Genomic DNA, 14,084 nt, shown 5'->3' on the forward strand with positions numbered 1-14,084 from the left:
TTTATCAAGGCTGCTAAATAGAAAGGAAATCGTGTGAAAATCACAGTTTTTGGCATTGGTTATGTAGGATTGGTTCAGGCTGCTGTGCTCGCAGAGGTCGGGCATGATGTGATGTGTATAGATGTTGACGAATCAAAAGTCAGCAATCTTAAGAGCGGTATTATTCCAATTTATGAACCAGGTTTAACGCCTTTGGTTCAGCAAAATTATGCCTCTGGTCGCCTGCAGTTTACTACTGATGCCAAAGCCGGCGTTGAACACGGTGAATTGTTGTTTATCGCAGTGGGCACTCCACCTGATGAGGATGGCTCGGCGGATTTAAAATACGTCCTCGCTGTAGCTGAGACCGTCGCCACTCATATGCAAAGTCACAAAATTGTGATCAATAAATCAACCGTTCCGGTTGGGACCGCAGACAAAGTAAAAGCCAAATTATCGGCAACTTTGACCCAACTGGGCAAGACTGATACCTTCGACGTTGTTTCGAACCCGGAATTTCTCAAGGAGGGCGCAGCAGTGAACGACTGCATGCGTCCGGACCGAATCATTCTTGGTACAGACAATCCTAAAGCAGAAAGCAAACTTCGTGAGTTGTACGCACCGTTTAATCGAAATCATGATAAAGTCATTGCGATGGACATCCGCAGTGCGGAACTGACTAAATACGCAGCAAACTGTATGCTGGCGACCAAAATCAGCTTTATGAACGAGATTGCCAACCTGGCTGAACTGTTCGGCGCTGATGTGGAAAATGTTCGACGTGGGATTGGTTCAGATCCCCGTATTGGCTATCAGTTTATTTATCCGGGGTGCGGCTACGGCGGCTCCTGTTTCCCTAAAGATGTGCAGGCGCTTATCCGCAGTGCAGATGGCGTGGGCTACGCAGCACGGGTTCTGGAAGCGGTAGAGGCGGTGAACTATGCCCAGAAGGAAAAATTGTTCGAATACATCATGCGTCATTTTGACGGTGATATACGAGGAAAAACCGTTGCGTTGTGGGGTTTGTCGTTTAAACCCAATACTGATGATATGAGAGAAGCCCCCAGTCGTGTATTGTTGGAAAAGCTGTGGGTGGCTGGCGTTACAGTTCAGGCGTATGACCCCGAAGCCATGGAGGAAACCCAGCGGATTTATGGCAGCAGGGATGATCTGAAATTAATGGGGACCAAAGAGTCTGCGCTGGCTGGCGCAGATTTTCTGGTCATCTGTACCGAGTGGCAGGCGTTCAGGGCGCCGGATTTTGAACTTATCAAGCAGTCGCTCAGTGAACCGGTGGTGTTTGATGGTAGAAATCTGTACGAGCCGCAACGTATGTTGGAATATGGATTGCATTATTACGCAATAGGACGTGGTTTATCAGTACAAGGACAATAAAGCTATGAGTCAGGTGAAAAAAGCGGTTATCCCGGTAGCGGGACTAGGTACCAGAATGTTGCCCGCAACCAAAGCAATTCCCAAGGAAATGCTTCCGGTAGTGGACAAGCCGTTAATTCAGTATGTGGTTAACGAATGTGTAGCTGCGGGGGTGAAAGAGATTATTCTGGTTACCCACGCCAGTAAAAACAGTATTGAGAACCACTTTGATACTTCTTTCGAGTTGGAAGCAACGCTGGAAAAGCGGGTTAAGCGTCAGCTATTGGAAGAAGTGCAGTCAATTTGCCCTAAAGACGTAACCATAATGCAGGTACGTCAGGGCCACGCAAATGGATTGGGTCATGCCGTATTGTGCGCCCGCCCGTTGATTGGCGATGCTCCTTTTGCCGTTGTATTACCAGACGTAATCATCGACGATGTGGCCAGTAATCCGAAGAAAGACAACCTTGCGGATATGGTGGCAAAATTTAACACCAGCCGGGTCAGTCAGGTGATGGTGGAACAGGTTCCTGAAGAGGACATTACCAAGTTTGGTATCGTTGATCTGGAAGGGGCAAAGATCCAGCCAGGTCAGTCAGCAAAAATATATCAGATGGTCGAGAAACCCGATTTAGATGAAGCGCCGTCGGATCTCGCCGTTGTTGGTCGTTACGTGCTTTCTGAAAAAATATGGGATCTGCTTGAGTTTACGCCCCCCGGTGCAGGTGGAGAAGTCCAGTTGACAGACGCTATCGATGCTCTGATGAAACTGGAACAGGTAGACGCCTACTATATGAAGGGCAAAAGCCATGACTGCGGCAGTAAACTTGGCTATATGATGGCCAATGTTGAGTTTGCTTTGCGGCATCCCGAACTGGGCGAAGAGTTTAAGCAGTATCTTGCTTCGTTAAACGGGTAACAACGTTCTTTGATTTAAGGCTCCGAATAGGAGCCTTTATTCTGCTGCTAGCCTGGGTCAGTACACGCTGACCAGTGTTTTTAGTTTTTCCAGCAGTTTGTCGCCAATCCCTTTTACTTCAGTCAGCTGTTCAACTTCAACGAACCCTCCCATTCGCGTGCGGTACTCAATGATTGCACGGGCTTTGCTTTCACCGATTCCGGGTAAAGCCATAAGATCCTCAACGCTGGCAGTATTGAGGTTCAAGGTCATCGAACGTTGTTCGAGTAACGAGGCATCCGGAGGCATTGGAACGGTTACTTCGGTGGCTGCGCTTGCCAGATTGGAAAAGGTAGTCAGACTCGTAATGAGCAGGGGAACTATCCGTAGTTTCATGTTGATTCCTCATGTGGTTGTTAAGCGTACATTGCGTACGGTTACAGTTTAGGAAATTGACGCGGTGGCTAAACTCAACCGGGAGATCAGTTTTTGGACAGTTTTTTGGGGCACAGTGTGTGCCCCAGAGAGGTTTAGAGACGTTCCAGTACCGCTTGCGTGAATTCGGTAGTTCCGTGTTCGCCACCGAGATCGCGGGTTGTACGATCACCGCTTTCGATAACATCTTTGAGAGCGCTGCGCACCTTTTCTGCTTTGTCTGCCATTTTCAGGTATTCAAGCATTTGTATGGCGGCAAGAATGACTGAGGTTGGATTTGCGAGGTTCTTGCCGGCAATATCAGGTGCAGAACCATGTACGGCTTCAAAAATTGCACAATCCTCGCCAATGTTGGCACCCGGTGCCATACCCAGCCCACCAACCAGACCCGCGCATAGGTCGGAAATGATGTCACCAAACAGGTTGGTGGTAACAATCACATCGAACTGATGCGGGTTCATAACCAGCTGCATACATGTGTTGTCAACAATCATCTCGGTTGACTCGATATCCGGATAACGCTCTCCAACTTCCCGGGCCACTTTCAGGAACAGTCCGGACGTGGACTTGAGAATGTTGGCCTTGTGTACCGCGGTAACTTTTTTGCGGCCTTCCCGGCGCGCCAGTTCGTAAGCAAAAGTGACGATTTTCTCTGCTCCGTCGCGAGTGATTTTGCTTATTGCTTCGGCTTCAGTACCATCTTCGGAAACCACCTGGCCCAAGCCGGAATACATGCCCTGGGTATTTTCTCGTACTGTGATGATATCGATGTCTTCGTAGCGTGCTTTAGTGCCTTTGAAGGAAATCACAGGCCGTAAGTTGGCGTAGAGTTTAAACTGTTTGCGCAGACTAACGTTAATCGATGTAAACCCTTCACCCACCGGTGTTGTTAAAGGACCTTTCAACGCAATTTTGTTTTTTGCAATCAGATCCAGTGTTTCCTGAGGAAGCAGTTCTCCGTGCTTTTCCAGCGCGACCAGACCGGCGTCGGCAAAATCATAGGTAAAATTACAACCTACTTTATCAAGAATTTTAAGTGTCGCATCAATGATGTCCGGGCCTATGCCGTCACCGCGAATGACAGTTATGCGTTGCTGAGTCATTTGGGAGGATCCTCTGAAACTTATTTTAGTTAATTCGTTAGGTGTAACTGATTGATTCATTGAACCTGAATTCAATGAAAACGCTACCCAGGCATGAGATATGCGGAGTCAGACCAGACGGTCTCGCTGTAAAAAGCGCGTATGGCGGATAGCGATAAGGGCCTTATTTTAGCCCAATCCCGCTGAGGAGTCACAGTGAAGGTAGGGATTATGCCCTCAGTAAACGCTATTTCCGGAATAAATGCGGGAAATAGCGCTTAATTTGCCATCAATTTCAGGGCTGAATACCAGGTGGCTCATTGTGGCGAGCACTATCATCTCTGTTTGGTTATTCAAACCGGAAAATGACAATGCTTCCTGAACTGCAATATCGGTTTGCGGGCACTGCCCGTGTATACCAAATAACCACTTGCGTGACCAACAAACACTTATGATCAAAATGCTGTAAGCCACGCGATATGCCTTTGGGCAGTGAGAAGGCAGCTTACCCCACTGACTCAATATACCAATGAAGCAGTCGGACTGTTGCCATCCCCTTGCAAGCTCCACCGCCATCTGCCCTATGGTTTGGGTGTGATGCTGAAGTGCCAGTGTATTTATATCATATGTGTTCTTGTTGCTGACTTGAATGGTCTTGCTGAGCTTGAGTGCGGGAAGGGTAAACAGCGGTGCAGTGCTGAACGTGGCGAGCAGTGATGTGTTCTGTGGGGAAACTTTGTGAGGCGAGAGTGCCGCCAATTGAGATGCGACGCCAGCAATTATGGTTTCCAGATGAGCGCAGACCGTTCGAAGTGGGAAGTACTTTTGATGCAACCGTGTCGACAAAGCCCGCTGGATCAGCATGTCGCTAATTCTTTCCAGACCGAATGTCATGATTGCCTGTTTAATGTCGTTTACCGCTAACTGTAATCGGTTATCCCGGGAGGCAGATGACATCAGGAAATCTGCCAACTCTGTATGTTGAATTATCTTGCTGGCGATGGTGTCTATGTTTGCGTTGTCATCCTGTAATAGACTGATGATGGTACGCAGATATATGGGCGGTGAATTGATCTTGTAAGCCCGCTTTACAGGCCAGTCTTGGCTGGGCCGTTCAAATTCGCGGTGGGCCAATTGATTTTTGTTTTGCCACTGTTTGAAACTGGCAGGGCCGAGGCACTCGATTTGCTCCCGGTGTACCGATCTTATGCTATCCATATTGGCACTGTGCAGTTGAGCAATCCGGTAAGTTTTCTCATCTGTCTGTGACACCACTAGCCAACGGGTACTGTCAGCTTTAACTGTCATTCCGACCATGCTGCCAAGCGGGTAAGCTATGAGATGCGCCAGTGACTTTTGAAAGCGGACGGGCAGGATTGTAATGAGCTCAAAAAGATTTTGGTCAGGAGAGCCAGAGAGCATCACCAGACTTATGAGTATCCAACGTTGACTGTCAGACAGACGGGGGGGCCCAAGCGCTTTAACAGGAGTGGGATGAGCAATCAGACGACGCAACTGTACTACTTCATGCCACAGAGCAGTTTCCTGCTTGTGTAGCTGACCAACAGGCGTTCCGGAGGATGTCTCCGAGTGATAATTCTGCGCGTAAGAAAAGGCCAGTGCGCTCACAAGTGTGCAAAGGTAGCGTTCATTAAACTGAAGTCGCTGACCAAACAGGGTTAACAATAATAAGTGGTTGAACACCTTCTGAACTGACGCTGCCGGCGGTACCGAATTTAATACCGCTACTGCTTCATCAGGGTGGTGAATCCCAAAGCTCAGGAGTGAGCTAGCCAAATGACGACAAAGCGGCACTGTGGGTTGCGATGTTTCGGTTACGTCATCAGGCCTGCCCGAGCCTACAAGTAATTGTTTGGTTAACCCAAAGCAGGTCGGGTAGTCAGAACGCTTCAATCAGCGGCCCTAACTCTGAAGGTAGCTTTGATACGCTCCTTCGCCCCAGGCGATAAGATGATCATTCTCGAATAACAGGGGCGTGCACTCATCCAGAGTGGTTAACCCATCTGCCCGGACGTGCTGCGTACGGTAAAACATTACCTGAACGGTGTTACCGCCATGGATCTTAGCTTCAGTGATGTCAGGTGAGCCCAACAATGCAAGTACTTCTTCCCGGGTGCTCCCCAGTCTGAGCTTGGTTATCTGAACTTTGTTGTATTCTTCCCGATCCTGCCAGTCCATATTCTCAGGTTTATCCGGGTAAAAGGATATAACCATGAACACGAACAAGCCGTACACTGCCAGGCCGAGCAGAATAAGCCGAATGACCTTACTATTCATCCTTCTTCACTTTTTGCTGCTGATTAGCGCCAGTCTACCTTAAAAAATATCTGCTTAGGAATGAGAAATGTAACCAGTTGCATCCATATTGCGACAATCTGCCAATGTATCTGTCTTCAGCGCTCGCCAGATATGGTGTAACAGGGGATGTATTCACTGCCCGGTAATTTCATGCGCTTTTGACTTACAAAGGATTCCAGCAGCGCATCAATACGCTGCATTAAATCTACTTCTCCTGTGAGATTAAACGGACCATTCTGCTTTATTTGTCTGACGCCTTCGGCTTTAACGTTTCCGGCAACAATACCTGAAAATGCCTGGCGCAATGCCACTGCTAAATCCGCCACATTTTGATTCCGGTGCAGGGGCAGAGCGGCCATACTTTCGTGGGTTGGTATGAACGGTGTCTGAAATGCCTCTTTGATTTTAAGGGACCAGTTAAAGCTGAAGGCATCTCCCATGGCACGCCGAAATTTCTGTACCTTACCTAACCCGGTAGACAGTGCACGTGCTACGTCTATCGGATCATCAATGATGATCTGGTATTTGCTCTGGGCCTCTTTACCAAGTGTTGAGCCAATAAAATCATCGATTGCTTCAAAGTAAGCTTCGGAGCCCTTTGGCCCGGTAAGTACTACTGGAAATGGTTGCTGACTGTTGCGCTCGCTCATCAGTATACCCAGCAAATACAGAAGTTCCTCGGCAGTGCCCACACCTCCGGGAAAGATCACGATGCCATGGGCAATTCGAACAAATGCTTCAAGCCGCTTTTCAATGTCCGGCATTATGATCAGTTCGTTGACTATTGCGTTGGGTGGCTCCGCGGCGATAATACTGGGTTCCGAAATACCTATGTACCGCCCTTTAGTGTACCTTTGTTTGGCATGGCCGATGGCTGCACCCTTCATGGGGCCTTTCATTGCTCCGGGGCCACAACCGGTGCAAATGTTCATTTCGCGCAGGCCAAGCTGATAACCCACCTCTTTGGTGTATTTGTACTCGTGCAGGTTGATGGAGTGACCTCCCCAGCAGACAATCGTATTCAGTTCGTCGTTACCCTCCAGCGCCTGAGAGTGCCTGAGCATGTCGAATACCATGTCGGTGATGCCATTTCCGTCAAGTGGCGCCGTCTGATGTAAAAAAGCGTATTTGTTGCCCATGTACAACATATCCCGCAGTACGGCAAAGATATGCTCATGTACGCCGCGCACAAGCTTTCCGTCAACAAAGGCGACTTCAGGGGGGTTCACAAGTTCGATCTTTACACCCCGTTCACGGCGGATGAGACGGACATCAAAGTCTTTATAGGGTGCGAACAGAATTTCACAGTCGTCTTCATCCACGCCGCTGTTAAGAACCGCAAGGCAACAGATTCTAAAGGTATTATACAGCTCACTGTTGGTAGTATCTTCCAGCCTGGTAACTTCAAGCTGGGACAATTGGCTCATCCAGCCAACGGGGTTCAGTTGTACTCTGTTCATTGGACCATCCTGGTGCTTTCTTGTTGTCTGGTTAATTCATCTGGTGGAGGCGAATACCGGCACTTTCAAATCGCGACCATCGTCTTTGCTCACCCAACTACTTACATATGACACCGCATAACCGGATTATTTCAGCTTGAACCTGATTGGTATACGCTTTGATATAAACCGTTCGGCCGATAACATTCTGGCATCAGTCGGTAACCACGCAATTTCTCCCGGCATGTTTGGCTTTATACAAAAGTCTGTCTGCGCGCTCGAACAATTGTTCAGGTGTTTCACCTCGCTGAAAGTAGGTACCGCCGATTGAGGCCGAGAGAGTGATTTTTTCCTGTTTAAATTTCAGTGGTAACTGCTCAAGTGAAGTACGTATTTTTTCGAGTTTATCTGCCAACTTGGGCGGCGCTGTATCTGCAAACAGCAAGATGAATTCTTCACCTCCCCAGCGCGCAATAAAATCTTTGCTGGTGAGGTGGTTACGTAAATGGTTCGCAACCAGTTGCAAGGTCTTGTCGCCAGCCGAATGGCCGAATCTGTCATTAATGGTTTTAAAATAATCGATGTCAAGAATGGCCATGGCCAAACATTGTTGTGTATGGCCGGCGCGTTCACAGGCAAGCTCTATTTGCTTGTTGTAAGCCTGGCGATTCGGTAGCCGGGTAAGAGGGTCGGTCTGACTGGCCTGAGCCTGTTCCGCCAGTTTTTTGCGATAGGTCTGTGTTTGCTTTTGTAGCAGGGACAACTGTGACTGCATCTGTACCAATAATTCTACCAGTGTCGCCTGTTGCTCCTGGTCCTGGTGATGTTGCACAGAGAGGCTACTTGCCACAGACTGAATGTAGGCAGTGGTCTTTTGCTTAAGAGCATCCAAAGAGTCTGTTTGCTTGACCTCATCTTCCATATGTTCCAGTTCTGCCTGGATTTTACGGTGATGCTGCTTGCGTGTCTCAATGCTTGCAGTCGTTTTCTGTAAACTTTGCCGGGCATTCTGGTTTACTTCATCCAACGCCCTGTGCAGACTTTGAAGGACTTTGCCGGTCATAGAGGCGTCGTGAATAGATTCTCTTACGAACAAGCGAAGCAGGACAATACAGGACTGCAGTAACTCATCTTCACTCACGCCGCTTTGAAGCCTGTTCAGCAATTCCTGTAGCAGTTGGTCTTCAGGATACTTTTTGGCGTAGTTCAGGGTGAGTTGGGTCAGTTCATCGAGCATCTTCTGATGCAGTTGGGCTGTGTCGGCCGGATCACTCAGTGGATGAATCTGCTTGTTATTCTGATTTAGCTGTCTGGCAGCCGAAAGCAGGCTTAACGTGCCCGATGTCAGGTGCTTCAGAGCAGAAGAAGAGGGCAGGGGCGCGTCCAATTGCATCAGTAACTGAGTGCACTCTGAATATAGCTCGTCGCCGGACTGAAGCTCGCTCTGCAATTGTTTTACTGATTTTTCAAGCTCCTGTACGCACTTCTCTGTATGTTCCTTTACAGAAAACTGGGAGTCCTGCAGTAAATGATTAATTTTATTAATGCTGAGCAATGACAGGGTAAAATTCGGCTGGCCGGATAAATGACCCCGCAGAATATACAACTGCTGATCCAACTGTTCGTTGTGCCCTTCATAGAACCGGGTTAACCGTATGATAAACTGGGCCAGCAATTCACTGTACCGCTTGATGGAAACTACTTGTCTCGATTCCATTTGCTTCCTTTACTCAAACCGCTTCACAGATGGCGTTATTGAATAGCACTAATTTTTTACCGCCGGGCAGAGTTACTGCCTGGCATGGCGTTCGTTACCTATGCAGGCGTCAAAGTTAGCTCGAAATGGATTGATGTCTAACCCTCCACGCCTTGTATAACGCGCATAAACTGCCAATTTCTCAGGTTGGCACTGTTCCATTAAATCACAAAAAATCCGTTCAACACACTGTTCATGGAATTCATTATGCTGGCGAAATGCAATCAAATATTTCAGCAAGGATTCATGCTCAATTCCTTTGCCCTTGTAATGTATTTGAATGCTTGCCCAGTCAGGCTGACTGGTGATAAGGCAATTAGATTTGAGGAGATGGCTTACCAATGTTTCCTCGACCTCATGATCACAGGTGCTGACCAAGGTCTTGTCAGGCTGGTAGCGGGTAACTTCGATGTCAAGATCGTCGATGAGCGTGCCGTTCATCTCTCCCATCGACAGCTTGGAAAATTGATGGGCCTGATAGATAGTTACTGCAACACTTTCGCCTGCACAGTCTGACAGGTCCTTTTCCAGACACTGCCTGACCTCGTCCACAGAGTTGAACCTCGTTTGGTTAAAACTGTTGAGGTATAACTTGAAAGATTTGGATTCCACCAAGTTTGGAGACGTGATGGGAACACGACACTCTAAAATCGCGACATTCGGCTTACCTTTCATATTCAGCCAGGAAAGCTCATAGCCGTTCCAAATGTCTACGCCCATAAAGGGCAGATTTGATTCGTCGAAATTAAGAGTGCTGCGCCCCAGTGCACGGGGAACGTTTTGCAGCAGTTTCGGATTGTAGTGCTCTTCATACTGTACGGTTTTACCCAGAGTCAGATGTTCAGGGAGTGGAAAAAGGTTGGAAGTGGATGAATCGGTCATGGGTAAATGGTGCTACTAATGAAAAGAAATTAATACAATCAACTGAATACCACTGCGCTTAAGGGACAGTAGCGCTAAACTTACTTCTGTAGTGTAACGCAAATCGGTGAATAAGTGTTTATGAGTAATCTGATTGAAACTCAATTATCTCATTTTATTGAGCAATATCTGTGTCAGGCTGAACAATTGGAAAATGTCTTGTATACGGCCTATGACCCGGATTGGCCCTCACCATGCTATCAATCTGACGGCGAGGCCGGGGAATTGGTTGCCTGGCGCCCTGTAAAGCAAACAGAAGCCTGCAGTTTTGGTGATCTGGAACAGGCACTTGAAATGACGCTCAATGAGCAGTTTTGCTGCTATTTCACGCTGTATTTCAGTGAAAATCTCCCAGCCCGGGCTGAGCAGGGGAAATGCGAATTGTTGCAGGTGTGGAATGCCGCGGATTTCGAACGTTTACAGGAAAATTTGGTCGGCCATGTGTTAATGAAGCGCCGGCTACAACAACCGCCAACGCTGTTTTTTGCTCTAACCGACAGGGATGATTTTATTCTGAGTGTGGACAATGCAACCGGTGAGGTGGTCCTTGAGCAGGTCGGCAAGCGACCTGTCGACGTCCTGGCGCCCGATCTGGCGACATTTCTCAGTGGGTTAGTCCCCTGTGTTGATTAGGTGCATTTCAATCTTTGCCAATTGTGCTTTGAGCTCCGAAACCTCATGTTCCAAACGGGAGATACGTTCTTCCTGTGAAGAAACTGAGGCTACATTTCCCTCGTCCTGACTGACTTCTTGGTTGGTAAATGAATTGAGATCTTCTTTGCTCATTGTTTCTGACAGCAAATTGTATTGGCGTAAAGCCTCAATCGCTTCGCTAAGGCTGACCTTTACAGGTGCACGCGCTCTAAGCAGCGCAACAGTGGGTTGTTTGCCTTGATTATGAAGTTGCTGGCAGACGTTCATTAGTTTTTGGTACAGATTCTGATTCTGGCGCATAGGTGAGCGAAACTCCGGCAGAGGCTGATTACAGGCGCTAAGCATACTGAAAGCCACTGAAGTCTCAAGTGGTTAGCGGGTTGAGTAAACTGGCAGGTTTTGGCTAAATTTGTCACTTATTAGTCAATATCGATAAAAGTTAAGAAATTCAAAAATAATAAAATTATAAAAAGTTTTAATTATCAGATAGTTATAATCATGGTCTCATTTTTGATAGATAGCAAAACTCAACAGTATTCCGAACGCTAGAAATATTAAGGAAAAATAATGAAGCACGCTGCAATTTTACTCACTGTACTGGCTCCTGCGCTCTTATCCGGATGCGTGGTATCTGTGGGCGGAGATTCCGACAGTCACTACCAATCAGACTGGGAAGAGCGCGAGTACAACAATCGCAAGCATATTTCCAAACTTGAGAAAGATATGACCTACGAAGCTGTAATGCGCAAGATGGGTGTTGCTGATTTCAACGAGCTGAATCAAAAGCAGGACGGTACATACCGGATCCTTTATTATCGTACCCAGCGAACCGCGGACGATGGTATCACCACAAAAGACGAGTGCACACCTTTGGTATTTCGCGACGGTCTGCTGATAGGCTGGGGCGACAGTGCTTACGCGCTGTTATAAAATTGCAGAGTGTGTCGCGTGAAAAGCGGCACTGTATAAACACTCGGAGGCTGCCAATCGGTAGCCTTTTTGTTTGGTTTCTTTTTTTAACAAAGGCTTAACATTTGTAAAAGTATCCTATAAAGTAATGCGTGGCTTGTTCAATTGGCCAGTTAAGTCGTCTGATGGGGCGGATACCCGGTGGCACAGACTCAGAAACATTGGATGTACTGTCCGCTCCCGGAGTGAAAATTATCGTCGGGGGCGTTCATACAGCATACAAGAGGATTTCACATGGTAAATGTGGCTTTTGCTGAGCTTAACCCTGAAAATCTTAAAGCAGTGTATTTGGCTGCTGACGATCTTAAAGTTGCCGCTTCAATATTGTACAACGCCTATTTTGACGACCCGCTGTTTGTCGATATTTTTCAGGCCGAGAAAGAGGGGTACGAGAGTCGTTTGCGATCGGCAATCCGCGAGGAACTCAATGCCTTTTGGGTTGCTAAACAGCCGATGATTGGTTTGTTTGAAGATTCCCGATTGCTCGCTGTAGCCTGTTTAACCAGCCCGGACAGTGCGTTTGGAGCGGGAAGATACTGGCATTGGCGCCTCAAGATGCTGCTAACCGCCGGGTTGTTTGGAACAAGACAGATGCTCGAAAAGGAAGAGCGTGTCAGGCGGCGGATCCCGGCTCAAAATTACCATATGCTGTCGTTTATCGGTGTGCATCCGGACCATCAGCATCACGGTTTAGGCCATATGCTTATGCGAGCCATCGACAGCGTTTTGCTTGAAGACGATAGAAGTGAGGGGGTCGGTGTTTACGTAACCTTACCAAAGTGCTTGAGTTTCTTTGAAAATGGTGAGTATGAAAAGGTAAGTGAACTGGAAGTAGGCCATATTACCGGTCAGATAATGTTTCGTTCTCGCCCTGAAATCTGATTAACCCAACAACCCAGTAAGGGGATGTAGCCCAAATAAATTTGGGCTCATGAATTTTAAGACTGGGTGAATTCAGACGCAGAAATGTACCAGTTTTCACCTATCTTCCTTCCCTGATAGAACCCATCCCGTACCATCGAAACCAGTTTGGGTTCGTCGATGTTTTTAACCCTGGCAAATTCCTCAAGCGGAACAAAGCCGTCTGGCAGAGTACCTTCGCTTTTGATGGAGACGCTGCCTTCGGTTGATGTAATAGCCAGGGCGTCAGCTTTAATTTTATCGAATTCTTCCTGAGTGATAATACCTGAATCCAGCAATTCTTTTGCATCCTTTAATTCGGCCAGACTGGGCTTGTTGGACTTTTCTTGTGTTACCGGAGCGAATACAGCACCCTGTCCGGCTCGCGCAATTTCGATTTTTTGCTGGCTGTCTTCCTTTGATGAACGGTAAGCCAGGTACCAGAACAATGGCAGAGACACCGGCCACAGTGGCACTATCAGGCCCAGAATAATAAACATCAGCGTTTTTGCACTCATCAAATATTTCTCCATTAAATTGGTTTGGATTGTGGTGAGCCCGCGAGCAGGTAAGGTGCTCCTGTCTTAATACAGCAAGCCTCGGTTTGCGGTACGGTTCGTGACAGAGCGGGTTCTGGATAAGTGACATTTACCGTCAATTTCTACCAAGTATTAGTAAAAATTTGGTCAATGATTGGTGGATTTTGAATGAGTATGTTGGTCTTTTCATACCCTGGTATGACCTTTTCCATTTTTGCTCTGCCGTTTGTAAGACATCTCGTACATTTATGTAGGTTTTGTGAGTTTCTTCGATGGGGTTTTAATTTTCGTTTTAATTAAAGTTGCTGATTTTTATGAAATATTTTTTTGAGGATCTAATCCAGTCGGTTTTCATTCCTAATTAATTCGAAATTGTCAGTCGCACAGAATAATAAGCCGATTAGTATAGTAATCGTCACAGGGAAACACGACGAGTCAGGACGACAAACGGAATACCCAGGACAACCTACGGAAGGGAATATCAGCATGGGATGGCTGATTGACAGGATGTGTAGGAGCAAGGAACACAATCAGGATGATTGTAAGGACAACTTCAGGATGAAGAATGCCGCAGCAGGATGTGTGGTGAATACAGGGAGTAAGGGAAAAAAGGTCAGGATGACCGGAATGGACAACTTCAGGATGAAGATTGCTACAGCAAGGATGTGTAGTTTAAATCAGGGAGCAAGGGAAAGGGACCTACTTAGGGATGAGTGGCTCACACAGGATGTCGTGAGATAAGAAGGAAAGGGGCGTATAAGGATTTTAATCTGGACGATTTTAGTCGCAAAGGAACGCTGAGAAGGAAACTCAAAATTC

15 protein-coding genes are annotated in these 14,084 nt (G+C 47.3%); 6 read left to right on the top strand and 9 right to left on the bottom strand.

From position 1 onward, the window contains the following. Positions 1-33 precede the first annotated feature (33 nt). Together DXV75_RS14270 and galU are read left to right on the top strand one after the other, a co-directional pair. Complete coding sequence (locus DXV75_RS14270; protein WP_115594103.1) at positions 34-1,374, top strand: UDP-glucose dehydrogenase family protein; 1,341 nt, start codon at positions 34-36, stop codon at positions 1,372-1,374. 4 nt (positions 1,375-1,378) lie between these two features. After that, positions 1,379-2,272 (top strand): UTP--glucose-1-phosphate uridylyltransferase GalU, encoded by an 894-nt coding sequence (gene galU / locus DXV75_RS14275; protein WP_115594104.1) that lies wholly within the window; start codon positions 1,379-1,381, stop codon positions 2,270-2,272. A 57-nt stretch (positions 2,273-2,329) separates the two neighbouring features. Here galU and DXV75_RS14280 read toward each other — a convergent pair whose 3' ends face one another. The 7 genes from DXV75_RS14280 to queF all read right to left on the bottom strand — a co-directional run bounded on the left by DXV75_RS14280 (position 2,330) and on the right by queF (position 10,164). Continuing rightward, positions 2,330-2,647 (bottom strand): ComEA family DNA-binding protein, encoded by a 318-nt coding sequence (locus DXV75_RS14280; RefSeq protein ID WP_115594105.1) that lies wholly within the window; start codon positions 2,645-2,647, stop codon positions 2,330-2,332. Between the two features lie 134 nt (positions 2,648-2,781). Further along, the gene (locus DXV75_RS14285) at positions 2,782-3,789 is read right to left on the bottom strand and encodes an isocitrate dehydrogenase (protein WP_115594106.1); all 1,008 of its coding nucleotides are present in this window, start codon (positions 3,787-3,789) and stop codon (positions 2,782-2,784) included. A gap of 216 nt (positions 3,790-4,005) precedes the next feature. Then, a complete protein-coding gene (locus DXV75_RS14290) occupies positions 4,006-5,682 on the bottom strand; it encodes an HDOD domain-containing protein (protein ID WP_115594107.1) in 1,677 nt (558 codons plus the stop codon). Positions 5,683-5,691: 9 nt separating this feature from the next. After that, complete coding sequence (locus tag DXV75_RS14295; protein ID WP_115594108.1) at positions 5,692-6,066, bottom strand: DUF3192 domain-containing protein; 375 nt, start codon at positions 6,064-6,066, stop codon at positions 5,692-5,694. Between the two features lie 116 nt (positions 6,067-6,182). Continuing rightward, complete coding sequence (gene ppnN / locus DXV75_RS14300) at positions 6,183-7,547, bottom strand: nucleotide 5'-monophosphate nucleosidase PpnN (RefSeq protein WP_115594109.1); 1,365 nt, start codon at positions 7,545-7,547, stop codon at positions 6,183-6,185. Positions 7,548-7,740: 193 nt separating this feature from the next. Next, the gene (locus DXV75_RS14305) at positions 7,741-9,243 is read right to left on the bottom strand and encodes a GGDEF domain-containing protein (RefSeq protein WP_115594110.1); all 1,503 of its coding nucleotides are present in this window, start codon (positions 9,241-9,243) and stop codon (positions 7,741-7,743) included. 72 nt (positions 9,244-9,315) lie between these two features. Further along, positions 9,316-10,164: an NADPH-dependent 7-cyano-7-deazaguanine reductase QueF gene (gene queF, locus DXV75_RS14310; RefSeq protein ID WP_115594111.1), complete on the bottom strand. Its 849-nt coding sequence runs from the start codon at positions 10,162-10,164 to the stop codon at positions 9,316-9,318. Positions 10,165-10,284: 120 nt separating this feature from the next. Between queF and syd the strand changes: the two genes are divergently transcribed. Continuing rightward, positions 10,285-10,836, top strand: coding sequence for a SecY-interacting protein (gene syd / locus DXV75_RS14315; RefSeq protein WP_115594112.1), 552 nt, complete (start codon positions 10,285-10,287; stop codon positions 10,834-10,836). On the opposite strand, the gene DXV75_RS14320 is transcribed toward syd, so the two are convergent. Continuing rightward, positions 10,816-11,157: a hypothetical protein gene (locus DXV75_RS14320; protein WP_115594113.1), complete on the bottom strand. Its 342-nt coding sequence runs from the start codon at positions 11,155-11,157 to the stop codon at positions 10,816-10,818. The two genes, syd and DXV75_RS14320, sit on opposite strands and share 21 nt — an antisense overlap. Before the next feature lie 267 nt (positions 11,158-11,424). Between DXV75_RS14320 and DXV75_RS14325 the strand changes: the two genes are divergently transcribed. Next, positions 11,425-11,787, top strand: coding sequence for a DUF3192 domain-containing protein (locus DXV75_RS14325; protein WP_115594114.1), 363 nt, complete (start codon positions 11,425-11,427; stop codon positions 11,785-11,787). A 273-nt stretch (positions 11,788-12,060) separates the two neighbouring features. After that, complete coding sequence (locus DXV75_RS14330) at positions 12,061-12,708, top strand: GNAT family N-acetyltransferase (protein WP_115594115.1); 648 nt, start codon at positions 12,061-12,063, stop codon at positions 12,706-12,708. A 56-nt stretch (positions 12,709-12,764) separates the two neighbouring features. Here the strand turns inward: DXV75_RS14330 and DXV75_RS14335 are convergent, their stop codons facing one another. Next, complete coding sequence (locus DXV75_RS14335) at positions 12,765-13,244, bottom strand: SHOCT domain-containing protein (RefSeq protein ID WP_220272538.1); 480 nt, start codon at positions 13,242-13,244, stop codon at positions 12,765-12,767. A gap of 507 nt (positions 13,245-13,751) precedes the next feature. Between DXV75_RS14335 and DXV75_RS14340 the strand changes: the two genes are divergently transcribed. Next, entirely contained in the window at positions 13,752-14,006 is a 255-nt protein-coding gene (locus DXV75_RS14340) for a hypothetical protein (RefSeq protein WP_115594117.1), read from the top strand. Positions 14,007-14,084: the final 78 nt, after the last annotated feature.

Origin of the sequence: Alteromonas aestuariivivens (genome assembly GCF_003367475.1) — a bacterium.
GTDB lineage: Bacteria > Pseudomonadota > Gammaproteobacteria > Enterobacterales > Alteromonadaceae > Alteromonas > Alteromonas aestuariivivens.

What these genes read in the sequence shown, in the direction of transcription:
- galU (WP_115594104.1), top strand. Translation starts at nt 1,379, where the DNA reads ATGAGTCAGGTGAAAAAAGCGGTTATCCCGGTAGCGGGACTAGGTACC.
- DXV75_RS14280 (WP_115594105.1), bottom strand. Translation starts at nt 2,647, where the DNA reads ATGAAACTACGGATAGTTCCCCTGCTCATTACGAGTCTGACTACCTTT.
- DXV75_RS14285 (WP_115594106.1), bottom strand. Translation starts at nt 3,789, where the DNA reads ATGACTCAGCAACGCATAACTGTCATTCGCGGTGACGGCATAGGCCCG.
- DXV75_RS14295 (WP_115594108.1), bottom strand. Translation starts at nt 6,066, where the DNA reads ATGAATAGTAAGGTCATTCGGCTTATTCTGCTCGGCCTGGCAGTGTAC.
- ppnN (WP_115594109.1), bottom strand. Translation starts at nt 7,547, where the DNA reads ATGAACAGAGTACAACTGAACCCCGTTGGCTGGATGAGCCAATTGTCC.
- DXV75_RS14305 (WP_115594110.1), bottom strand. Translation starts at nt 9,243, where the DNA reads ATGGAATCGAGACAAGTAGTTTCCATCAAGCGGTACAGTGAATTGCTG.
- queF (WP_115594111.1), bottom strand. Translation starts at nt 10,164, where the DNA reads ATGACCGATTCATCCACTTCCAACCTTTTTCCACTCCCTGAACATCTG.
- syd (WP_115594112.1), top strand. Translation starts at nt 10,285, where the DNA reads ATGAGTAATCTGATTGAAACTCAATTATCTCATTTTATTGAGCAATAT.
- DXV75_RS14320 (WP_115594113.1), bottom strand. Translation starts at nt 11,157, where the DNA reads ATGCGCCAGAATCAGAATCTGTACCAAAAACTAATGAACGTCTGCCAG.
- DXV75_RS14325 (WP_115594114.1), top strand. Translation starts at nt 11,425, where the DNA reads ATGAAGCACGCTGCAATTTTACTCACTGTACTGGCTCCTGCGCTCTTA.
- DXV75_RS14330 (WP_115594115.1), top strand. Translation starts at nt 12,061, where the DNA reads ATGGTAAATGTGGCTTTTGCTGAGCTTAACCCTGAAAATCTTAAAGCA.
- DXV75_RS14335 (WP_220272538.1), bottom strand. Translation starts at nt 13,244, where the DNA reads ATGAGTGCAAAAACGCTGATGTTTATTATTCTGGGCCTGATAGTGCCA.
- DXV75_RS14340 (WP_115594117.1), top strand. Translation starts at nt 13,752, where the DNA reads ATGGGATGGCTGATTGACAGGATGTGTAGGAGCAAGGAACACAATCAG.